The 20805-nt window shown below is 69.9% G+C and carries 19 protein-coding genes; 11 read left to right on the forward strand and 8 right to left on the reverse strand.

The genetic code is table 11. From position 1 onward, the window contains the following. Positions 1-60: 60 nt before the first annotated feature. On the forward strand, positions 61-936 hold the full coding sequence (locus tag JN22_RS04045; RefSeq protein ID WP_085552696.1) for a 3-hydroxybutyryl-CoA dehydrogenase: 876 nt from the start codon (positions 61-63) through the stop codon (positions 934-936). A 154-nt stretch (positions 937-1090) separates the two neighbouring features. On the opposite strand, the gene JN22_RS04050 is transcribed toward JN22_RS04045, so the two are convergent. Next, positions 1091-2038, reverse strand: coding sequence for a LysR family transcriptional regulator (locus JN22_RS04050; RefSeq protein WP_085552697.1), 948 nt, complete (start codon positions 2036-2038; stop codon positions 1091-1093). Between the two features lie 312 nt (positions 2039-2350). Between JN22_RS04050 and JN22_RS04055 the strand changes: the two genes are divergently transcribed. The 10 genes from JN22_RS04055 (at position 2351) to JN22_RS04100 (ending at position 14379) form a co-directional block, all read left to right on the forward strand. Continuing rightward, the gene (locus JN22_RS04055; RefSeq protein ID WP_085552698.1) at positions 2351-3673 is read left to right on the forward strand and encodes a M20 family metallopeptidase; all 1323 of its coding nucleotides are present in this window, start codon (positions 2351-2353) and stop codon (positions 3671-3673) included. Positions 3674-3715: 42 nt separating this feature from the next. Continuing rightward, entirely contained in the window at positions 3716-4492 is a 777-nt protein-coding gene (locus JN22_RS04060; RefSeq protein WP_085552699.1) for a class II aldolase/adducin family protein, read from the forward strand. Positions 4493-4550: 58 nt separating this feature from the next. Continuing rightward, on the forward strand, positions 4551-6197 hold the full coding sequence (locus JN22_RS04065; protein WP_085552700.1) for an ABC transporter substrate-binding protein: 1647 nt from the start codon (positions 4551-4553) through the stop codon (positions 6195-6197). Between the two features lie 187 nt (positions 6198-6384). Continuing rightward, positions 6385-7365, forward strand: a complete 981-nt coding sequence (locus JN22_RS04070; RefSeq protein ID WP_085552701.1) for an ABC transporter permease — start codon at positions 6385-6387, stop codon at positions 7363-7365. Then, on the forward strand, positions 7365-8222 hold the full coding sequence (locus JN22_RS04075; RefSeq protein ID WP_085552702.1) for an ABC transporter permease: 858 nt from the start codon (positions 7365-7367) through the stop codon (positions 8220-8222). Before JN22_RS04070 ends, JN22_RS04075 begins: the two co-directional genes overlap by 1 nt. Before the next feature lie 67 nt (positions 8223-8289). Continuing rightward, entirely contained in the window at positions 8290-9939 is a 1650-nt protein-coding gene (locus JN22_RS04080) for an ABC transporter ATP-binding protein (RefSeq protein ID WP_179166036.1), read from the forward strand. Next, a complete protein-coding gene (locus tag JN22_RS04085; protein WP_085552704.1) occupies positions 9936-10931 on the forward strand; it encodes a ketopantoate reductase family protein in 996 nt (331 codons plus the stop codon). The genes JN22_RS04080 and JN22_RS04085 overlap by 4 nt, the downstream gene beginning before the upstream one ends. 51 nt (positions 10932-10982) lie before the next feature. Then, positions 10983-12224: a Zn-dependent hydrolase gene (locus JN22_RS04090; RefSeq protein ID WP_085552705.1), complete on the forward strand. Its 1242-nt coding sequence runs from the start codon at positions 10983-10985 to the stop codon at positions 12222-12224. A gap of 188 nt (positions 12225-12412) precedes the next feature. Continuing rightward, on the forward strand, positions 12413-13462 hold the full coding sequence (locus JN22_RS04095; protein WP_085552706.1) for a histone deacetylase family protein: 1050 nt from the start codon (positions 12413-12415) through the stop codon (positions 13460-13462). After that, complete coding sequence (locus JN22_RS04100) at positions 13459-14379, forward strand: DMT family transporter (RefSeq protein WP_085552707.1); 921 nt, start codon at positions 13459-13461, stop codon at positions 14377-14379. The genes JN22_RS04095 and JN22_RS04100 overlap by 4 nt, the downstream gene beginning before the upstream one ends. A gap of 10 nt (positions 14380-14389) precedes the next feature. On the opposite strand, the gene JN22_RS04105 is transcribed toward JN22_RS04100, so the two are convergent. The 7 genes from JN22_RS04105 to JN22_RS04135 form a co-directional block, all read right to left on the reverse strand. Continuing rightward, entirely contained in the window at positions 14390-15076 is a 687-nt protein-coding gene (locus tag JN22_RS04105; protein ID WP_085552708.1) for an HAD family hydrolase, read from the reverse strand. Between the two features lie 84 nt (positions 15077-15160). Continuing rightward, on the reverse strand, positions 15161-15925 hold the full coding sequence (locus JN22_RS04110) for an ABC transporter ATP-binding protein (protein WP_085552709.1): 765 nt from the start codon (positions 15923-15925) through the stop codon (positions 15161-15163). Between the two features lie 13 nt (positions 15926-15938). Next, positions 15939-16682: an ABC transporter ATP-binding protein gene (locus JN22_RS04115; RefSeq protein WP_085552710.1), complete on the reverse strand. Its 744-nt coding sequence runs from the start codon at positions 16680-16682 to the stop codon at positions 15939-15941. Further along, the gene (locus JN22_RS04120) at positions 16679-17701 is read right to left on the reverse strand and encodes a branched-chain amino acid ABC transporter permease (RefSeq protein ID WP_085552711.1); all 1023 of its coding nucleotides are present in this window, start codon (positions 17699-17701) and stop codon (positions 16679-16681) included. Before JN22_RS04120 ends, JN22_RS04115 begins: the two co-directional genes overlap by 4 nt. Beyond that, positions 17698-18573, reverse strand: coding sequence for a branched-chain amino acid ABC transporter permease (locus JN22_RS04125; RefSeq protein ID WP_085553409.1), 876 nt, complete (start codon positions 18571-18573; stop codon positions 17698-17700). The genes JN22_RS04120 and JN22_RS04125 overlap by 4 nt, the downstream gene beginning before the upstream one ends. 215 nt (positions 18574-18788) lie before the next feature. Then, positions 18789-19925, reverse strand: a complete 1137-nt coding sequence (locus JN22_RS04130; protein WP_085552712.1) for an ABC transporter substrate-binding protein — start codon at positions 19923-19925, stop codon at positions 18789-18791. Positions 19926-19968: 43 nt separating this feature from the next. Continuing rightward, positions 19969-20805 carry a shikimate dehydrogenase family protein gene (locus JN22_RS04135; RefSeq protein WP_085552713.1) on the reverse strand — a complete coding sequence of 279 codons (837 nt, stop codon included), beginning with the start codon at positions 20803-20805 and terminating at the stop codon, positions 19969-19971.

The following is a 20805-nucleotide window of genomic DNA, read 5'->3' on the forward strand; positions in this document are numbered from 1 at the left end:
CAACAGGAAACGGTGTAGAAGCTGCTGCACCCGCGAGACCAACAAAGGGACATTGGGACCATGACCGAGAGCACGGGAACCATCGCCATCGAGACCATCGGCGTCATCGGCGCCGGCACGATGGGCAACGGCATCGCGCAGATCTGCGCGGCCGCCGGCCTGACCGTGGTGATGACCGACATCTCCGAGGAGGCCGTCGCCCGCGGCCTGAAGACGGTCGGCGGCAGCCTCGACCGTCTGGTCAAGAAGGAGAAGATGACGGCCGGGGCCCGCGATGAGGCGCTCGCCCGCATCACGGCCACCACCGACAAGGCGAAGCTCGCCAACTGCGATCTGGTCATCGAGGCGGCGACCGAGAACGAGGGCCTGAAGGTCAAGATCCTGAAGGAACTCTGCGAGACGCTGAAGCCCGAGGCGCTGCTCGCCACCAACACCTCGTCGATCTCGATCACCAAGCTGGCCGCCGCGACCGACCGCCCCGACCGCTTCATCGGCATGCACTTCTTCAACCCGGTGCCGATGATGGCGCTGCTGGAGCTGATCCGCGGCCTGCAAACGTCCGACGCGACGCTGGCGGCGGCGGAAGCCTTCGCCAAGCGCGTCGGCAAGGCGCCGATCACCGCCAAGAACAGCCCCGGCTTCGCCGTCAACCGCATCCTCTGCCCGATGATCAACGAGGCGATCTTCGCGCTCCAGGAAGGTCTGGCGACCGCCGAGGACATCGACACCGGCATGAAGCTGGGCTGCAACCACCCGATCGGCCCGTTGGCGCTGGCCGACCTGATCGGCCTCGACACCATGCTGTTCGTGATGAACGTCTTCTACGAAGGCTTCAACGATCCGAAGTACCGCCCGGCCCCGCTGCTGAAGGAAATGGTCGACGCCGGCCACCTCGGCCGCAAGACCGGCAAGGGCTTCTACGACTATTCGAAGTAAGCGGGCGCTCTTGTCCCTCTCCCGTCCCGGGAGAGGGTGGCCCGCAGGGCCGGGTGAGGGGCTATCGGGCGTGGTACGGAATCCATATCCCGATTGCCCCTCACCCTTCCCGCTTCGCGGGCCCCTTCCCTCTCCCGGGGCGGGAGAGGGACAGCTACACCTCCGCCGCGACCGTCTGCAAATACTCCAGGAACGCGCGTTCCGCCCGGTTCAGCTTGCCCTGCTCGCTCCAGATCAGGTGGATGTTGACGGGGGCGACGCCCTCGTAGGGGGGCAGTTCCCACAAGAGCCCGTCCTCGACGTCGCGCGCCGCGATGTGGTCGGGCAGCGGGCCGATGCCGAGCCCGCACAGGATCAGCCGCCGCACCTCCTCCAAATTCGCGGACGACGCGACGATGCGGCCGGCGAAGCTCTCGCGCGCCCGGAACAGGGTCAGCGGCGACAGGGCGCCGTCGATCTGGTCCGAGGTGAAGGACACGAAATTCTCGCGCCGCAGCTCGGCGATGTCGATGTCGCGCCGGCCGAACAGCCGGAAGTCCGGCCCGCAATAGAGCCGGTAGGTCTGGCGCAGGAACACCATGCTGGCCAGCCCCGGAATCGGCTCGCGCAGCAGGCAGATCGCCATGGCGCCGATCCGCTGCTGCAACGCGATGTGCGCGTCGGCCGACGCCATCACGTCGATGCGGAAGGTCACCTGCGGGTAGAGCTTGTGGAACTCCCGCAGCGAGCGGTCGAACAGCGCGGTCTGGATGCGGCTGGTCATCAGGATGTGGACGTGGCCGCTGACCCCGTCCTTGGCGTCGCGCACCAGGGCGCCCAGCCGCGACACCGTGCCGTGGATCGACACCGCCTCGTCATAGACCTGCTCGCCGGCGGCGGTGACGGCGAATCGCCCCGGCCCCCGGTCGATCAGCGGACGGCCGAGCTGTTCCTCCAGCCGCTTCAGGGCAAGGCTGACCGCCGGCTGCGTCAAAAACAGGCGGACGGCGGCCTTGGTGATGCTGCCCTCCTGCACGATCACCATGAAGGTGCGCAGCAGATTCCAGTCGAGCTGCTGCCCCAGACGGGCCAGAGCTTGGCGCTCCGCCTCGGTTTCGTTCACCGCATCCCTCTTTCGCTCGGCTGCCCGTTCCGGCGGCAGCGGTCCCTCTGGCCAAATTCTATGCACATGAACGCCCAGTGAGCAACTGCGGCATAAATCAGATTCATGGGCAAAATGAAAAATGCTTATTTGCGCCATGGCCGGTCGGGACGGCCTAATCATTCCATCGCGGCCCCAAACATCGCCGCAACCGCACAAAGCATAAGACCGCAATATGGCGGCCATGTCCGGAAGGATTGGGCCGAAACCTGCTTGTCTTGTCTTTTTCTAGAATGCGATGGGATCGCGCAACCGCGCCGACGGGGAGCAGGAATGAGCGTTTCGAAGGCCAACACCAGTGAAGTCGGGCTGCCCGACGCCGGCCTGCGCGCCGCCATCATCGACGCCGCCGACGCGGCGCAGGCGCGCTGCGTCGCGCTGCTGTCCAATCTGGTGCGCCAGCCCTCGCTGCTGGGCAATGAGGCCGGGGCGCAGGCCCTGATGGCCGACCGCTTCGCCGCGCTGGGGCTGCTGGTCGACCGTTTCGAGGTGGACGAGGCGGCAATCTCCACCCTGCCCGGCTTTTCCCCGCCGGTGCTGCCGGGCGCCTACGCCGGCCGCGAGAATGTCGTCGGAATCCACAAGCCGCGCGAGGCCAGGGGCCGCTCGCTGATCCTCAACGGCCATATCGACGTCGTGCCGACCGGCCCGGCCGAGCTGTGGACCACCCCGCCCTTCGAGCCCCGCATCGCCGACGGCCGCCTCTATGGCCGCGGGGCCGGCGACATGAAGGCCGGCATCGCCGCCTACACCGCCGCCTTCGAGGCGCTGGCGAGCCTCGGCTACCGCCCGGCCGCCCCGGTCTATCTCCAGTCGGTGATCGAGGAGGAATGCACCGGCAACGGTGCGCTGGCCTGCCTGCACCGCGGCTACCGCGCCGACGCGGCGGTGATCCCGGAGCCCTTCAACCACACGCTCTCGATCGCCCAGGTCGGCGTCATGTGGGTGCGGCTGGCCGTCACCGGCACGCCGGCCCATGTGCTGGACACCGCCGCCGGCACCAACGCCATCGAGGCCGCCACCAGTCTGGCCGCCCACCTGAAGGCGCTGGAAATCCGCTGGAACGAGCCGGGCCGCCGCCACCACGCCTTCTGCGACCACCCGCACCCACTGAACATCAACCTCGGGCGGATCGAGGGCGGCGAGTGGACCTCCTCGGTGCCGACCCGCTGCGCGGTCGATCTGCGGCTCGGCTTCTTTCCCGGCCAGGATCCGCGCGCCGTGCGCGACGAGCTCGCCGACGCGCTGGCCCGCGCGCTGCGCGACGACCCGGCCCTGGCCGGCGTGTCGGCCGAGCTGGTGTGGACCGGCTTCCAGGCCGAGGGCTGCGCCATCGATCCCAAGCACCCGCTGCTGGCGATGCTGGCCGACAGCCACCGCGCCGTGCGCGGCGACGAGCCGCGCCACGTCGCCCTGACCTGCACCACCGACGCCCGCTTCTTCGCGCTGTACGGCGACACCCCGGCCACCTGCTACGGCCCCGAGGCGACGCGCATCCACGGCATCGACGAGTCGGTGTCGCTCGACAGCGTGCGCGACGTCACCCGCGTGCTGGCCCTGTTCATCGCCGGCTGGTGCGGCCTGGAACCCGCCTGATTCCTCCGCCTGTTTTCGAGGCTCCCGAGAGACCGACACGCCATGATCGCCAACGCCACCCACGCCCCCCGCTCCACCCGCCACTGCTCCGACGTGGAGTGGAAGGCGCGCGTCGATCTCGCCGCCGCCTACCGGCTGTTCGACCGGCTGGGCATGACCGACCTGATCTACACCCACATGTCGGCGCGCATCCCCGACACGCCCGACCATTTCCTGATCAACCCCTACGGGCTGATGTTCCACGAGGTCACGCCGGACAATCTGGTCAAGGTCGACATCGACGGGAACCTGGTGGAGGCGCGCGAGGGCGACGCCGTCAACCCGGCCGGCTTCACCATCCACAGCGCGGTGCATCAGGCGCGGCACGACGCCGGCGCGGTCATCCATCTGCACACCGACGCCGGCATGGCGGTCAGCGCCCAGGCCGACGGGCTGCTGCCGATCACCCAGCATTCGCTGCGCTGGTACAACCGCATCGCCTACCACGCCTACGAGGGCATCGCGCTCGATCTGGCGGAGCGCGAGCGGCTGGTCGCCGATCTCGGCAGCCACCACAGCATGATCCTGCGCAACCACGGCCTGCTGACCGTGGGGCGCGACGTGCCGGAGGCGGCGGTCCTGATGTATTATCTGGAGCAGGCCTGCCGCCAGCAGGTGATGGCGCTGTCCGGCGGCCGCCCGCTGATCACGCCGCCGCACGACGTCTGCGAGCACACCGCCCGCCAGTACGAACACGCCTACCCGCGCGCCGGCGTCCTGGAATGGGACGCCCTGCTGCGCTGGCTCGACAGCACCACCGGCCCGACCGGGCCGCGCTGAACAAAACAAAAAGACAGGGTCGCTACAGCCTTTCCCTTCGGAGACGAGGACAACCGCAATGACACGTTCGATTTCCGGCTTCCAGTTCGGCCTCCCCCTCGCGGTCCAGCGGGCGACGGCCGCCGGCCTGCTCGCCGCCGTGCTCGCCATCCCGGCGCTCGCCGGCCTGACCGCGACCCCCGCGACGGCGCAGGAGACGCCGGTCAAGGGCGGTGTCCTCAACAGCATCGTGCAGCCCGAGCCGCCGACCCTGATGCTCGGCCTCAACCAGCAGGGCCCGACCCAGACCGTCGCCGGCAAGATCTACCAGGGCCTGCTGACCTACGACCAGAAGCTCAACCCGCTGCCCTCGCTGGCCAAGAGCTGGACCGTTTCGCCGGACGGGCTGACCTACACCTTCAAGCTGTTCGAAAACGTGACGTGGCACGACGGCAAGCCCTTCACCGCGAAGGACGTCGTCTTCTCGACCTCGAAGTTCCTGATGGAGGTCCACCCGCGCGCCCGCGCCGTCTTCGCCCGCTGCGAATCCATCACCGCGCCGGACGATTTCACGGTGGAGTTCAAGCTGAAGGAGCCGTTCCCGGCCTTCCTGCAATCCTTCGAGGTGTCGTCGGCGCCGATCGTTCCGGCCCACCTCTATGAAGGCACCGACTTCCGCGCCAACCCGGCCAACGCGACACCGATCGGCACCGGCCCCTTCAAGCTGAAGGAATGGGTCAAGGGCAGCCACATCCAGCTCGTCCGCAACGAGGCCTATTACAAGGCCGGCCTGCCCTACCTCGACGGCATCACCTTCCGCGTCATCCCCGACGCCGCCAGCCGCTCGCTGGCGCTGGAGAGCGGTCAGGTCCAGCAGACCCAGTACAGCGACGTCGAGCCCTTCGAGGTTCCGCGCCTGAAGACGCTGGCGAACCTGGAGCTGAGCACCAAGGGGTACGAGTTCGTCGCGCCGATGTCCTGGCTGGAGATCAACCACCGGGTCAAGCCGCTCGACGACAAGCGCTTCCGCAAGGCGATCGCCCACGCCATCGACCGCAAGTTCATCCGCGACAAGATCTGGTTCGGGCTCGGCCGCGTGCCGACCGGTCCGATCAACTCGGTGGTCAAGTTCTACGACCCCAAGGTGACGACCTACGAGCCGAACATCGAGAAGGCCAAGGCGCTGCTCGACGAGATGGGCCTGAAGCCGGACGCCAAGGGCGTGCGCGCGACGGTCAAGATCATGCCGATGCCCTACGGCGAGACCTGGACTCGGCTCGGCGAGTATCTCAAGCAGGCGCTCGGCAAGGCCGGCATCGCCGTGACGCTGGAGAGCACCGACGCCGCCGGCTGGAGCCAGCGCGTGGCGAACTGGGACTACGAGATCACCACGAACTTCCTCTACCAGTACGGCGACCCGGCGCTGGGCGTGGCGCGCACCTACATCTCGGACAACATCCGCAAGGGCGTGCTGTTCACCAACACCATGGGCTATTCCAACCCCAAGGTGGATGCGCTCTTCGCCAGCGCCGCCCGCGAGATCGACCCGGCCAAGCGTCAGGCGAACTACAGCGAGGTCCAGCAGATCCTGGCCGACGAGCTGCCGGTCGTCTGGCTGCTGGAGATGGAGTTCCCGACCTTCCTCGACAAGCGGGTCAGGAACGCCAACAAGACCGCCATCGGCGTCAACGACACGTATGAAGATGTCTGGCTGGCGGCGAAGTAAGTCACGCCTTTCTTTGGTCCCCTCTCCCGCTCCGGGAGAGGGAAGGGGCCCGCGAAGCGGGAAGGGTGAGGGGCTGTCGGGCGTGCGACCCGATCCATGTTCCGATAGCCCCTCACCCTCCCCATGCTTTGCATGGGTCCCCTCCCTCTCCCGGGGCGGGAGAGGGAATTTTCGAGGAACCACGCCCATGCTGGGATTCGCCCACCTCTTCGCGAGCCGCCTCGTCAAGGCGCTCGCGATCCTGATCGCCATCGTGGTGATGAACTTCTTCCTCGTCCACGCCGCCCCCGGCGACCCGGCCATGGTCATGGCCGGCGAGGCCGGCGCCGCCGACGAGAAGTTCGTCGAACAGCTCCGCCAGCAGTTCGGCCTCGACCGCCCGCTGCACGAACAGCTCGCCACCTATGTCGGCAAGATCGCGCAGGGCGACCTCGGCTTCTCCTACCGCCAGCAGCGGCCGGTGTGGGACATCCTGGCGGAGCGGCTCCCGGCGACGCTGATCCTCACCCTGACCGCCTTCCTGCTGGCGCTGGCCGCCGGTGTCGCGCTCGGAACACTGGCGGCGATCACCGTCGGCACCTGGGCGGACAGCGCCATCACCGTCGTGGCCCTGCTCGCCTACGCGACGCCGATCTACTGGATCGGGCTGATGATGAGCCTGCTTTTCTCCATCCAGCTCGGCTGGCTGCCGGCCTTCGGCTACGAGACCATCGGCGCCGGCTACACCGGATTGGCCCACGTCGCCGACGTGGCGGCGCACCTCGTCCTTCCCGTCATCACGCTGGCGCTGTTCTACATGGCCGGCTACGCCCGCCTCACCCGCGCCTCGATGCTGGAGGTGCGCGGCCAGGATTTCGTCAAGACCGCCAAGGCCAAGGGCCTGTCGCCGTCGCACATCGTCACCCGCCACGTCCTGCGCAACGCCATCCTGCCGGTCATCACGGTCGCCGGCATCCAGGCCGGGCAGCTGGTCGGCGGCTCCATCCTGATCGAGACGGTCTTCGCCTGGCCCGGTATCGGGCGGCTGGCCTTCGAGGCGGTGCTGCAACGCGACTATCAGGTCTTGCTCGGCATCTTCCTCGTCACCTCGGTGATGGTGATCCTCTTCAACATCCTGACCGACATCCTCTACGGCCTCGTCGATCCTCGCATCCAGGCGGCACGCTGATGTTGAAACTTTTCTCCTCCTCCGGGGATTTCTGGAAGGCCTTCGCCCGCAACAAGGGCGCCGTCTTCGGCCTCGTCATCCTGGCGGGCATCCTGGTGCTGGCGGCCTTCGCCTCCGTCCTCTTCCCCGGCGATCCGTGGGACATGGCGACCGCACCCTTCCAGCCACCGCTGTCGGACGGCTCGCCGCTGGGCTCCGACATGCTGGGGCGCGACATCGCGGCCGGCATTGCCCACGGCGCGCGGGTGTCGCTGCTGATCGGCCTGACCTCGACCGCCGCCGCGCTGGCCATCGGCGTGACGCTGGGGGCGCTGGCCGGGTTCCACGGCGGCCGGGTCGACGACGCGATCATGCGCTTCACCGAGCTGTTCCAGACCATCCCCAACTTCGTGCTGGCCGTGGTGCTGGTGGCGATCTTCACGCCGAGCCTGACCACCATCGTCGCCGCCATCGCCATCGTCAGCTGGCCGCCGCTGGCCCGGCTGGCCCGCGCCGAGTTCATGAGCCTGCGCACCCGCGAGTTCGTCCAGGCCGCCATCACAACCGGCCAGTCGAACGCGAGCATCATCCTGCGCCAGATCCTGCCGAACAGCCTGTCGCCGATCATCGTCTCGGCCTCGCTGATGGTGGCGACCGCCATCCTGCTGGAAAGCTCGCTGAGCTTCCTCGGCCTCGGCGACCCCAACGCGATGAGCTGGGGCTACATGATCGGCGCCGCCCGCACCGTGATCCGGCAGGCGTGGTGGATGAGCTTCTTCCCCGGTCTGGCCATCGTGCTGACCGTGCTGGCGCTGAACCTCGTCGGCGAGGGGCTGAACGACGCGCTGAACCCCAAGCTCGCCCGCTCGCGGGGCTGAGAGCATGAGCCATTCTTCTTTTCCAGGCATCCCTTCCCAGGCCCAAGCCGTGCCGGAGACGACCGACATGACCGTTCCGCTTCTGGACGTTCGCGGCCTCAGCATCGCGCTGCCGCCCGGCGCCGACCGCCCGCTGGCGGTGGACGACCTGACCTTCACGCTCAACGCCGACGAGATTCTCTGCGTCGTCGGCGAGTCCGGCTCCGGCAAGTCGATGACCGCCCACGCCATGATGGGGCTGCTGCCGCACCCCCATGTGCGGGTGGCCGGCGGCAGCCTGCTGTTCAAGGGCAGGGACGTGCTGGCGATGCCGGAGGCCGAGCAGCGGAACTTGCGCGGCGGCCGCATCGCCATGGTGTTCCAGGAGCCGATGACCGCGCTGAACCCGCTGATGCGGGTCGGCCGCCAGATCGGCGAATCGCTGCGCGCCCACACCCCCCTGCCCGCCCCGGCCCGGCGCCAGCGGGTGGTGGAACTGCTCGATCAGGTCGGCCTGCCCAACCCGGCGGAGCTGGCCGACGCCTACCCGTTCCGCCTGTCGGGCGGCCAGCGGCAGCGCGTGATGATCGCCATGGCGCTCGCCTGCCAGCCCGACATCCTGATCGCCGACGAGCCCACGACGGCGCTCGACGTCACCACCCAGAAGCAGATCCTCGACCTGATCCGGTCGATCCAGGCCGAGCACCACATGGGCATGATGTTCATCACCCATGACTTCGGCGTGGTGGCGGAGATCGCCCACCGCGTCGCGGTGATGCGCCACGGCCGGCTGGTCGAGTACGGCCCGGCCGACGACGTGCTGAACCGCCCGCAGCACCCCTACACCCGCCAGCTCATCGCGTCCGTCCCCCACTACATCGAGCACCGCGACGATCACGCCAAGACCGGCGCGCCGCTGCTGGTGGCCGAAAAGGTGCGCAAGACCTTCCATGTCGGCGGCGGGCTGTTCAGGAAGTCCAAGCCGGTGGTGGCCGGCGACGACCTGTCGTTGACCATTCACCCCGGCGAGACGGTCGGGCTGGTCGGCGAGTCCGGGTCCGGCAAATCGACTCTCGGCCGCAGCATCGTCGGCCTCATCAAGCCGGATTCCGGCCGTATCCTGTTCGAGGGCACCGATCTGCTGTCGCTCGACGCCAAGGGCTTCCGGCCCTACCGCCGCGCCGTGCAGATGGTGTTTCAGGACCCCTACGCCTCGCTGAACCCGCGCCACCGCATCGGCGACATCATCGCGCAGGGGCCGGTCGCCTTCGGCGAGGACCGCAACAAGGCGCTGAAACGGGCGCGCGAGCTGCTGGCGATGGTCGGGCTCGACGGCTCGGCGGCCGACCGCTTCCCGCACGAGTTCTCCGGCGGGCAGCGCCAGCGAGTCGGCATCGCCCGCGCGCTGGCCATGGAGCCCAAGCTGCTGGTCGCCGACGAGCCGGTCTCGGCGCTCGACGTGTCGGTGCAGGGGCAGGTTCTGGAGCTGCTGGACGGCATCCGCAAGCGGCTCGGCCTCGCCATGCTGTTCATCACCCACGACCTGCGGGTCGCGGCCCAGGTCTGCGACACCATCGCGGTGATGCGGCGCGGCCGGATCGTCGAGATGGGCAGTTCCCGGCAGGTTTTCACCCACCCGCGCGACGCCTACACCCGCACCCTGCTCGACGCCATCCCCGGCAAGGCGTGGCACATCCCCGAGGATCTGCAACGGATGCCGGCGGAGGCGAGGTCATGAAGGTCGCCATCGTCGGGGCCGGCGCGATCGGCGGTCTGCTGACCGCGCGGCTCGGCGCCATCGGCGCCCCTGGGGCGGAGGTGACGCTGGTCGCCCGCCCCAACGCCGCCGCCGCCATCCGGCGCGACGGGCTGACCATGGTCACGCCGCTGAACCGCGTCGCCCGCCTGACGCCGCGTGTCACCGACGATTCCCTGTCGCTCGGCCCCCAGGACGTGGTGATCCTCTGCGTCAAGGCGCACGCCCTGCGCGGCACGGTGGACACCATCACGCCGCTGCTGGGGCCCGACACCGCCATCGTGCCGATGGTCAACGGCGTCCCCTGGTGGTACCCGCACCGCCAGCCCGAGCCGCTGGCCGACCGGCCGCTGCGCAGCGTCGATCCCGATGGGCTGCTGTGGCGCTCCATCGACCCCGACCGGGTCGTCGGCGCCACCACCTTCGTCGCGGTGGAAGGTGACGGTCCGACCCGCATCCGCCACATCAGCGACCAGCGTTTCGTTTTCGGCGACGCCGCCGACCGCGACCGGCCCGTGGTGGACCGCATCGTCACGCTGTTCGGGCAGGCCGGCTTCCAGCCCGCGCGCACGTCCGACATCCGGCAGGCGGTCTGGGTGAAGCTGTGGGGCAATCTCGGCTTCAACCCCTTGAGCGTGCTGACCGGCGCCACGCTCGGCGATTTGTGCAACGACCCCGGCACCCGCGAGGTCGGCCGCAGCCTGATGCTGGAGGCCAAGGCGGTCGCCGAGCGGCTGGGCGTGACCTTCGCCACCAGCGTCGACGAGCGCATCGCCATGGCGGCCGGCGTCGGCCCGTTCAAGACCTCGATGCTCCAGGATTACGAGGCCGGCCGCCGGCTGGAGCTGGAGGCCATCCTCGGCTCGGTGATCGAGCTGGCCGAGCGGGTCGAGGTTCCGGTGCCGATGCTGCGCGCCATCCTGGCGCTGGTCGATCTGCGGGCGCGCGAGCGCCGCAGCGATCTGGCGGCGTAGGCCTCGCCCTTCTCCTTTTCCTCCCCCTTCCCGCTCCCTGGAGCCCATGCCATGCCTTTCCCCTCCAACCTGCCCATCAACCCCGACCGGCTGTGGGCCAGCCTCGCGGCGATGGCCGAGATCGGCGCGACCGCCAAGGGCGGAAGCTGCCGTCTCGCGCTCTCCGACGAGGACAAGGCCGGGCGCGACCTGTTCGTGTCCTGGTGCGAGCAGGCCGGCTGCACCGTCTCCATCGACCGCGTCGGCAACATCTTCGCCCGGCGCCCCGGCCGCGAGCCCGGTCTTCCCCCGGTGGTGATGGGCAGCCACCTCGACACCCAGCCGACCGGCGGCCGTTTCGACGGCGTGTTCGGCGTGCTGGCCGGGCTGGAGGTGATCCGCTCGCTGAACGACCGGGGCCTCGCCACCCGCCACCCGGTGGAGGTCGCCGTCTGGACCAACGAGGAGGGCTCGCGCTTCTCCCCGCCGATGATGGGCTCGGGCGTCGTCACCGGCGTGTTCGGGCTGGACGAGATCCTCGACAAGATCGCCCAGGACGGCGCCCGGCTGGGCGACGAGCTGGTCCGCACCGGCTATGCCGGCGACGCCCCGGTCGAACACCCGATGCACGCCTATCTGGAGGCCCACATCGAGCAGGGCCCGGTGCTGGAGGTCGAGGGCAAGGAAATCGGCGTCGTCACCGGCGCGCAGGGGCAGCGCTGGTACGAGGTGACGGTGACGGGCACCGAGGCCCACGCCGGTCCGACCCCGATGCGCCTGCGCCGCGACGCGCTGGTGGCCTCGGCCCGCATGGTCCAGGCGGTGCAGGCGCTGGGGCTGGAGACTCCCGGCGACGCCTGCACGACGGTCGGCATCCTCGACGTGCACCCGCATTCGCGCAACGTCATCCCCGGCCGGGTGTTCTTCACGGTGGACCTGCGCCATCCCGACGCCGCGACGCTGGCCGGCATGGACCGCCGCTTCCGCGAGGACGTCGCCGCCATCGCCGCCGAGGCCGGCGTGACCGCCGAGATCGCCGATTTCTGGGAGTTCCCACCCACCCCGTTCGACGCGACGCTGGTGGTCCGCGTGCGCGACGCGGCGGCCGGCTTCGGCTTCAGCCACCGCGACATCGTGTCGGGCGCCGGGCACGACGCGGTCTATGTGGCGGGCAAGGTGCCGACCGCGATGGTCTTCATCCCCTGCGAGGACGGCATCAGCCACAACGAAGTCGAGAACATCAGCCCCGCCGACGGAGCCCGCGGCGCCGCCGTGCTGTTCGAAGCGCTGGTCGCCACCGCCGGCACGCCCTGAGCCCTTCGTTTCCCTCTCCCGCCCCGGGAGAGGGAGGGGACCCGCCGCGAAGCGGTAGGGAGGGTGAGGGGCTATCGGAACATGGATTGAAGTCGCACGCCCGATCGCCCCTCACCCTTCCCGCTTCGCGGGCCCCTTCCCTCTCCCGGGGCGGGAGAGGGAGAGCACATCCTCCCGGAGTTTTCCCGATGAAGTTCGTCCACCATCCCGACGCGGCGCTGCACCGCCCCTCGACCTACTTCAACAAGGGCCAGCTCCGCGCCCTGCCCGAGAAGCCCGAGCGGCTGGGCGCGCTCGCGGCCCTGGTCGGGAAGCGCGGCGGCACCCTGATCCGTCCCGACGACTACGGTTCGGCCCCGCGCGCCGCCGTCCACACCCCCGCCTATCTCGCCTTCCTGGAGACCGCACACGCCCGCTGGATGGCCGAGGGCGGCATGGGCGACGTGGTGCTGCCCAACGTCCACAAGATGCAGCGCGTGCCCTCCTATCCGGCGTCCATCGTCGGGCAGGCCGGCTGGCACATGTACGACACGGCCTGCCCGATCGACGCCCACACCTGGACCGCGACCTGCGCCGCCACCAACGCCGCCATCCACGCCGCCCGGCTGGTCGCCACCGGCGCCGACCGCGCGGCCTACGCGCTGTGCCGCCCGCCCGGCCACCACGCCACCCGCGACATGGCCGGCGGCTTCTGCTACCTGAACCACGTCGCCGTCGCCGCCGAATCCGTGCTGCCGATCCTGCGGAGCCAGGGCAAGGCGGCGCGCGTCGCCATCCTCGACGTGGACGTCCACCACGGCAACGGCACGCAGGACATCTTCTACGAGCGCGACGACGTGTTCTTCGTCTCGGTCCACGGCGACCCGGCGCATTTCTACCCCCACATGGCCGGCTACGCGCAGGAGCGCGGCGTCGGACGCGGCGAGGGCTACACCCTGAACCTGCCGCTGCCCATCGGCAGTGACGAGGCGGCGGTGCTCGCCACCATCGGTCGGTCGCTCGACGCCATCGCCCGCTTCGCACCGGACATGCTGTTCATCTCGCTGGGCTTCGACACCTTCATCAACGATCCGCTGGCCGCCTTCGGCGTCACCACCCCCGGCTTCGCCCGGATGGCCGCGCTGATCGCCGACGCCGGCCTGCCGACCGTGCTGGTGCAGGAGGGCGGCTACGCGGTGGACGACCTCGCCGCCAACCTCGGCAGCTTCCTCGACGGGTACGGGGCCGCGCTGGGATGACCGCCGCCACCGCCGGCCTCTCCGACCCCGCCCCGGCCCGGGATCCGATGAAATACGCGCTGATCGCCATGGTCGCCCTGTTCTGGGGCCTGAACTGGCCGGCGGTGAAGACGATCCTCTCCCAGGTGCCGCCCTTCAGCCTGCGGGCGATCGGCTTCACGGCGGGGGCGGTGCTTCTGCTCGGGCTGGCCCGGCTGTCCGGCCACCGGCTGCGGGTCGACCGGGACGAGCTTCCGGCGCTGGTCGCGGCCGGCCTGTGCAACGTGCTGGTCTTCAACCTGTGCACCGCCTTCGCGCAGACGATGATGGTGACCTCGCAGGCGGCGATCATCGCCTTCACCATGCCGGTGTGGGCGACGCTGATGGCGATCCCCATCCTGGGCGAGCGGCCGGGGCCGCGCCAGATCGCCGGGTTGCTCTGCGGCCTGTCCGGCCTGTTCGTGCTGCTGGGGCCGGAGGCGCTGTCGGCCCCGCCCAAGGCGCTGCTCGGCCCGGCGCTGATGCTGGTCGCGGCGCTGGCCTGGGCGCTCGGCACCATCCTGATGAAGCGCCGGGTCTGGCGGGCGCACCCGACCGTCATCACCGGCTGGCAGTATGTGGTCTGCGCCCTGCCGATGATCCTCGCCGCCCTGACGGAAAGCCGCCCCGCCCTGGCCGAGATCCACGGCGCCGTGTGGGCCGGCTTCGCCTGGCACCTGATCTGCTCGCTCTGCGCCGCCCAGGCGCTGTGGTACGTGACCGTGCGGCGGCTGACGGTGGGCGAGGCGGCGGTCAGCACGCTGCTGATCCCGATCGTCGGCGTCAGCGGCGCCGTGGTCATCCTCGGCGACCCGGTGACGCCCCGGCTGGCGGTGGCGCTCGCCCTGATCCTCGCCGCCGTCGCCTGCGTGCTGGGGGCGAGGAAGCCGGCCCGGTAGCGGGCCGGCCTCAGCCGACGCCGATCAGCGCCGCCAGCCCGTGCAGGTCGCGCACGATCGCGGTGCCGGCCGGAAAGGGATCGGGCACGTCCGGCGGCACCACCCCGGCGAAGGGCGCGCCGATGTGGCGGGCGCCGACCAGTTCGGTCAGCGAATCGCCGACGATCAGCGTGCGCTCCGCCTGATGGGCGTGGGTGGCGACGAGGCCGGCGAAGACCGCCGACTTGTCGTTCGGCGTGCCGTCGTCGGGCGCGCCGGTGACGGTGACGAAGAAGCCGCCCAGACCCTTGCGCGCCACCGTGTCCAGCAGGGTGCGGTGCGGCGTGCCCGACACCAGATGGCAGGGCGTGCCGTCCAGCGCCCGCAGCAGTTCCGGCGCGCCGTCGATCAGCGGGCAGTCCTTCACGGCGTCGTCGACCATCGCGGCGTAGCGGCCGGCGAGCTCGGCGACCCGCTCGGGCGTCGGCTCGCGGCCGAAGACGCCGCGCTCCAGCACGGCGATCGAGCCGGTGCGGGTCAGCCCGCCGTTCTGCCAGACCGTCTGGCGGACCGCCGCCTCGAAGGGGCCGTTCCGCGCCCCGAAGAGATCGACCATCGCGTCGGTCTTCATGCGGGCGGAATCGAGGATGACCCCGTCGAAGTCGAAGATCACGGCCGCGGGCGGGTTCGGGACCGGCGGGCGGATGGCGCTGGGCATCGGACAACCTTTTCGTTCACGAATGGCTTGGCACCCTACACCAAACCGGCGGCGGCGGGAGCCTCCGGCCGCCACCCCTTTCGGTCAGGCCGCGACCCCCTTTTCCTCCAGGGAGCCGCCGAGGAAGAGCTGCCCGACGCGCGGGTCGGCCAGGATGGCCGGGGCGGTGTCGAACAGGCGCGTCTGCCCGAGTTCCAGCACCAGCCCGTAATCGGACATGGCGAGCGCCGAGCGGGCGTTCTGCTCGATCATCAGGATCGACACGCCCTTGTCGCGCTGCTCGGTCAGGATCTGGAAGGTCTCCGCCACCATCATCGGCGACAGGCCGATGGAGGGCTCGTCGATCAGGATCAGCTTGGGGTCGAGCAGCAGGCCGCGCACGATCTCCAGCTGCTTCTGCTGGCCCCCGGACAGGGTGGAGGCCTGCTGGTCGGCCTTCCGGCGCAGGATGGGGAAGCGGTCGAGCGCCGCCTCGATGCGCGCCGGCATGTCGGTGATGCCGCGCCCGGCGGCGACCGCGCCCATCTCGATGTTGTGGCGGACCGACAGCTCGGGGAAGATGTTGCGCCCCTGCGGGACGTAGCAGATTCCGGCCTCCAGCAGGTCGCGCGGCTCCTTGTTGGTGACGTCGCGGCCGTCGAAGGTGACGGTCCCCTCCCGCGCGTTCAGCAGGCCGAAGATGGTCTTGAAGACGGTCGACTTGCCGGCCCCGTTCGGGCCGATCACCGTGGTGATCGAGCCGCGCGGGACGGAGAAGCTGGTTCCGTTGAGGATCGTCATCTTGCCGTAGCCGGCGACGACGTTCGACAGGGTCAGGATGGGCTGGGCCGGAACGGCTTGGGCGGTCATGGCGGGGTTCCCCTCAATGGCCGAGATAGGCTTCGACGACGGCCGGGTCGGCGCGGACGGCGGCGGGGGATCCCTGCGCCAGCACCTTGCCCTCCGCCATCACGACGACGCGCGAGCACAGGCTCATGACGAACTCCATGTTGTGCTCGATCACGACGAAGGTGGCGCCAAGCTCGCGGTTGATCGCCTGCAACCGCTCCTTCAGGTTGGCCAGCATGGTCAGGTTCACGCCGCCCGCCGGCTCGTCGAGCAGGACGAGGCGCGGCCCCGCCATGAAGGCCATCGCCGCGTCCAGCAGCTTCTGCTGGCCGTAGGACAGGCCGCCGGCCTTCTGCTCGGCCAGATGCTCCAGCTTGAAGAAGGCGATCATGCGGTCGGCGTCCGGCGTCAGCCCGGCGTCGCGCGGGCCGAACAGGCGCTTCAGCATGGTCCCCTTGTGCTCCTGCCCGGCAAGGATCAGGTTCTCGCGCACCGACAGGTTCGGGAAGACCTGGAGGAGCTGGAAGGTCCGCGACACGCCCAGCCGGTTGAGCTGCGACGGGTAGAGGCCGGTGATCGCCTTGCCGTCCAGCCGCACCTCGCCGTCGTCCGGCGAGAGCTGGCCGAGGATGCAGTTGAACAGGGTGGACTTGCCGCAGCCGTTCGGGCCGATCAATCCCAGGATCTCGCCCTCGTCGACATGGAAGGACACGCCGTCCACCGCCTTCACGCCGCCGAAATGCTTCCGGATGCCGTTGACTTCGAGAACGCGGGTCATGATGCGGATCCTTGCTGGGGGCCTTGCTGGGCGCCCAGCGTCGGGCGGGCGGCGGCGCGGATGGTGGCGGCCCTGCGCTGGGAACGGTGGTCGCGCCAGCGGTCGATCAGGCCGAGCAGGCCGGTCGGGCTGACCATCACCAGCACCAGCACGACGGCGGCGTAGATGATCAGGTACCAGCCGCCGGTCGCCCGCAGCAGCTCCGGCAGCATGTAGGAGAAGAAGGCGCCGACGAACGGCCCGAAGAAGGACCCCGCCCCGCCGGCCACCACCGTCAGCAGCAGCACGAAGGAGGCCGAGAGCGCGAAGGGCGCGGGGTCGATGAACTCGACCAGCGGCGCGTAGAGCGAGCCCGCCGCCCCGCCGAAGGCCGAGCCGATGGCGAAGGCGAGCAGCGTGTAGGCGCGGATGTCGATGCCCAGGCTGGCGGCGCGCAGCGCGTTCTCGCGGATCGCCAGGAAGGCGCGGCCCCAGGGCGAGTGCAGCAGCCACCACATCACCAGCGTCAGCACCAGCGTGACGCACAGCACGAAGCGGTAGAAGGCCAGCCCGCCGCCGAGGTCGATGCCGAACAGCACCGGGCGCGGGATGTTGGCCAGCCCGAAGACGCCGCCGGTCAGCCATTCCTCGTTGCGGGCGACCAGGAAGACCACCACCGAGAAGGCCAGCGTGACGAAGGCGAGGTAATGGTGCTTCACCCGCAGGGCCGGGAAGCCCAGCACGATGCCGACCGCGAAGGACAGGCCGGTCGAGACCAGGAAGGAGGCCGGCAGCGACCAGCCGGCCTTGACGGTGAGGATGGCGGTGGCGTAGGCGCCGATGCCGAGGAAGGCGCCCTGCGCCAGCGAGGTCAGCCCGGCGTAGCCCAGCGTCAGGTTCAGCCCCATGGCGGCGATCGACATCACCAGCCACAGCGCCACGACGTAGAGGCCGTAGCTCTTCAGCCCGGCGGGGGCGAACCACAGGATCGGGAAGGCGAGCAGCACGATCAGCAGGGTCGGGTTCAGCTTGCGGGTCATACCGTGCGCTCCTCCTTGCGGCCCAGCAGCCCCTCGGGCTTGACCAGGATGACGACGACCAGGACCACGAGCGGCACGGCGGTGCGGTAGGCGCTGGACACGTAGGCGGCGGCGAGGTTGTCGATCAGACCGATCAGGAAGCCGCCGGCGAGCGCGCCGCGGATCTGGTTGAAGCCGCCGACGATGGCGGCGATGAAGGCGGCCAGTCCGATGTGCTCGCCGTTTGAGAATTTCGCCAGATAGACCGGCGAGATCAGGTAGGAGGCGACCAGCGCCAGCGCCGCGTTGATCAGGAAGGTCAGCAGGATCATGCGCTGGACCGGCACGCCGAGGATGCGGGCGACGGTCGGGTTCTGCGCGGTCGCCTGCATGGTGCGGCCGGTGCGGGTGTGGGTGATGAAGGCCTGGAGCCCGAGGATGGCGGCGACGGCGACGACGAAGATGGCGAGGTCGCGCACCGACACGGCGGCCCCCAGCATCGACAGCGTGCCGTCCGGCACCAGCGAGGGGAACTGCTGCGCCTCGGCGGAGAAGCCGTTCTTGGCCGCCTCCTTGATCAGCACCGACAGCGCCATGGTGGCGATGGCCAGCGGCAGCACGCCGTGGCGCTGCATCGGCTCGACCAGGAAGCGCTTGAAGCCGAAGCCGAACAGCAGGACGAAGCCGACCGTTCCGACGACGAAGGCGAGCCACATCGGCAGCCCGACATGGGACGCCGCGAGCACGAGGATCGCCGGCAGCATGACGAACTCGCCCTGCGCGAAATTGATGGTCTGGGAGGTTTGCCAGACCAGGGTGAAGCCGATGGCGGCCAGCGCGTAGATCGCGCCCGTCGCCAGCCCGGCGACGATGAGCTGAAGGAACTGGTCCATGTCAGCGTTCCTGATGTTCATCTCCCTCTCCCGCCCCGGGAGAGGGAAGGGGCCCATGCGCAGCATGGGAAGGGTGAGGGGCTACCCGAGAATCCAGAGGGCCGGGGCGCGGAGCTCCATGGTTCAACCCCATGCTCCGATCGCCCCTCACCCTCCCCGCGCTTCGCGCGGGTCCCCTCCCTCTCCCGGGGCGGGAGAGGGCTTTCCAAGACGCCTTACGGGTTGATCATCGGCAGCGTCGCCTTGACCACCGGCTTGCCGTTCGTCACCTCGACCAGGAAGCTCTCGCGGTCGACGTCGCCGTTCGCCAGCCACTTGGTGTCGATCAGGATGCCCGGTTCCTGCGCCACGTCGATGCGGGCGCCGTGCAGGGCCTTGGCGAAGGCCTCGCGGTCGAACTTGCCGATGCGCTCGGTGATCGTCTTCACCGTGTAGACGGCGGTGTAGCCCTTGATGCCGTTGTGGTCCGACGTGAAGCCGTACTTGTCCATGTACTTCTTGCCGAAGGCCTGGAAGCCCGGATTGGGCGCGTCGACCAGCAGCCCGACATGGCCCTTCACCCCGTTGGCGGCCTCGCCGGCCAGCTCGATCACCTTGGCGCCGAGCAGGGTCGTCTCGCCGATGATCGGCTTGGCGATGCCCTGCTGGCGGACGGCGCGCAGGAAGCGGGCGCTCTCCTCCTCGTTCAGATAGACGAAGACGGCGTCGGCGTTGGCGTTCTTCACCTTGATCGCGTCGGCGGCGAAATCGGCCTGCCCGGATTCCGTGGCGATGTCGGCGGCGACCTGGATGCCGCGCTTTTGCAGCTCCGGAATGATCGCGTCGCGCCCGCCCTTGCCGAAGTCGTTGTTGATCCACACGACCGCCACCGACTTGGCCTTCACCTCGTCGCGCAGGTAGTTGGCCAGCTTCGGCATCGAATCGGCCTGGTTCAGCGAGGTGCGGAAGATGTAGGGGTTGCCCTGCTTGGTGAAGGCCGAGGCCTCGCCGCCGACGATCTGCGGCACGCCGGCCCGCTGGGTGATCTGCATCGAGGCGCTGATCGGCCCGGAGAAGATCGGGCCCAGCACGACGTAGGCGTCCTCGTCCACCGCGCGCTGCACGGCGGCGCGGGTGGCGCCGGGGTTGGTCTGGCTGTCGTAATGGATCAGCTCGATCTGCTTGCCGAGGATGCCGCCCTTGGCGTTGATCTCGGCGACCGCCAGATCGGAGCCGTTCTTCCAGTTGGTGCCGGCCGGCGCCCCCGGACCCGACAGCTCGATCACGTCGATCAGCTTGACCGTGTCGGCGAAGGCCGGGGCGGCGAAGGCCGCGGCGAGCGCGACGCCGGCGGCGAAGGTCTTGAACGTCATTGGATGATCCTCCCGTTGGATTTTTTGAACCGGTTCTTGAACATCACGCGGGAATCGCCGCGAGAACCCGATCCGCACCGGCGTCGATCCCGAAGAAGCGCAGCGCCGGGGCGAGCTGGTGATCGAGCATCGGGCGCCCCGGCTGCACCGGATGGCCGAGCGCCGAGGCGGCGCGCAGCAGCGCCGTCACCGCCGGTTTCATGATGACGTCGGCGACCAGCGCGCCGGGCGCCAGCGCCGCCGGGTCGAAGGGCAGCGGGTCGTCGGCGCCGAGCCCGCAGGGCGAGGCGTTGACCGCCAGATCGCAGCCCTCCGGCGCCTTGCCGGAGACGGACAGCGCCACCGCCGGGAAGAGGCCGGCCAGCCGCGCGACGCACGCCTCGGCGCGGGCGCGGTCGAGATCGGTCAGCGCCAGCGCCGCCGCCCCCGCCTCGCACAGGGCCGCCGCGACGGCGGCCCCGGCCCCGCCGCTGCCGACGAGCCAGACGCTCTTGCCCGCCGGTTCGAAGCCACGGGCGCGCAGCCCCTCGACGAAGCCCAGCCCGTCCACCATGTCGGCGGTCAGCGAGCCGTCCGCCTCGAAGCGCAGCAGGTTGGCGCCGCCGGCGGCGCGCGCGCGGTCGCTGGCGCGGTCGGCGGCGGCCAGCGCGTCGGGCTTGTGCGGGATCGTCACCGACAGGCCGCCGAGGTTGCGCACCCGCCGCAGGCCGTCGAGCGCGCCCCTCAGCTCGCCGGGGGCGATGTCCAGCGCCAGCCACGCCGCGTTGACGCCGAGCGCCGCGAAGACCGCCGGCATGATCAGCGGCATCCGGATCTGCGCCACCGGATGGCCGATGGTGAAGAAGAGGCGGGTCGAGCCGTCGTGCGTGGAGGCGTGCAT

This window comes from Azospirillum agricola, from assembly GCF_020005195.1.
GTDB classification, from domain to species: domain Bacteria; phylum Pseudomonadota; class Alphaproteobacteria; order Azospirillales; family Azospirillaceae; genus Azospirillum; species Azospirillum agricola.

Excerpts from the sequence above, each read along its gene's own strand:
- JN22_RS04085 (WP_085552704.1), top strand. The coding sequence starts at position 9,936 with ATGAAGGTCGCCATCGTCGGGGCCGGCGCGATCGGCGGTCTGCTGACC.
- JN22_RS04055 (WP_085552698.1), top strand. The coding sequence starts at position 2,351 with ATGAGCGTTTCGAAGGCCAACACCAGTGAAGTCGGGCTGCCCGACGCC.
- JN22_RS04100 (WP_085552707.1), top strand. The coding sequence starts at position 13,459 with ATGACCGCCGCCACCGCCGGCCTCTCCGACCCCGCCCCGGCCCGGGAT.
- JN22_RS04120 (WP_085552711.1), bottom strand. The coding sequence starts at position 17,701 with ATGACCCGCAAGCTGAACCCGACCCTGCTGATCGTGCTGCTCGCCTTC.
- JN22_RS04075 (WP_085552702.1), top strand. The coding sequence starts at position 7,365 with ATGTTGAAACTTTTCTCCTCCTCCGGGGATTTCTGGAAGGCCTTCGCC.
- JN22_RS04070 (WP_085552701.1), top strand. The coding sequence starts at position 6,385 with ATGCTGGGATTCGCCCACCTCTTCGCGAGCCGCCTCGTCAAGGCGCTC.
- JN22_RS04115 (WP_085552710.1), bottom strand. The coding sequence starts at position 16,682 with ATGACCCGCGTTCTCGAAGTCAACGGCATCCGGAAGCATTTCGGCGGC.
- JN22_RS04130 (WP_085552712.1), bottom strand. The coding sequence starts at position 19,925 with ATGACGTTCAAGACCTTCGCCGCCGGCGTCGCGCTCGCCGCGGCCTTC.
- JN22_RS04105 (WP_085552708.1), bottom strand. The coding sequence starts at position 15,076 with ATGCCCAGCGCCATCCGCCCGCCGGTCCCGAACCCGCCCGCGGCCGTG.
- JN22_RS04090 (WP_085552705.1), top strand. The coding sequence starts at position 10,983 with ATGCCTTTCCCCTCCAACCTGCCCATCAACCCCGACCGGCTGTGGGCC.
- JN22_RS04135 (WP_085552713.1), bottom strand. The coding sequence starts at position 20,805 with ATGCACGCCTCCACGCACGACGGCTCGACCCGCCTCTTCTTCACCATC.
- JN22_RS04110 (WP_085552709.1), bottom strand. The coding sequence starts at position 15,925 with ATGACCGCCCAAGCCGTTCCGGCCCAGCCCATCCTGACCCTGTCGAAC.
- JN22_RS04095 (WP_085552706.1), top strand. The coding sequence starts at position 12,413 with ATGAAGTTCGTCCACCATCCCGACGCGGCGCTGCACCGCCCCTCGACC.
- JN22_RS04080 (WP_179166036.1), top strand. The coding sequence starts at position 8,290 with ATGACCGTTCCGCTTCTGGACGTTCGCGGCCTCAGCATCGCGCTGCCG.
- JN22_RS04065 (WP_085552700.1), top strand. The coding sequence starts at position 4,551 with ATGACACGTTCGATTTCCGGCTTCCAGTTCGGCCTCCCCCTCGCGGTC.
- JN22_RS04060 (WP_085552699.1), top strand. The coding sequence starts at position 3,716 with ATGATCGCCAACGCCACCCACGCCCCCCGCTCCACCCGCCACTGCTCC.
- JN22_RS04125 (WP_085553409.1), bottom strand. The coding sequence starts at position 18,573 with ATGGACCAGTTCCTTCAGCTCATCGTCGCCGGGCTGGCGACGGGCGCG.
- JN22_RS04045 (WP_085552696.1), top strand. The coding sequence starts at position 61 with ATGACCGAGAGCACGGGAACCATCGCCATCGAGACCATCGGCGTCATC.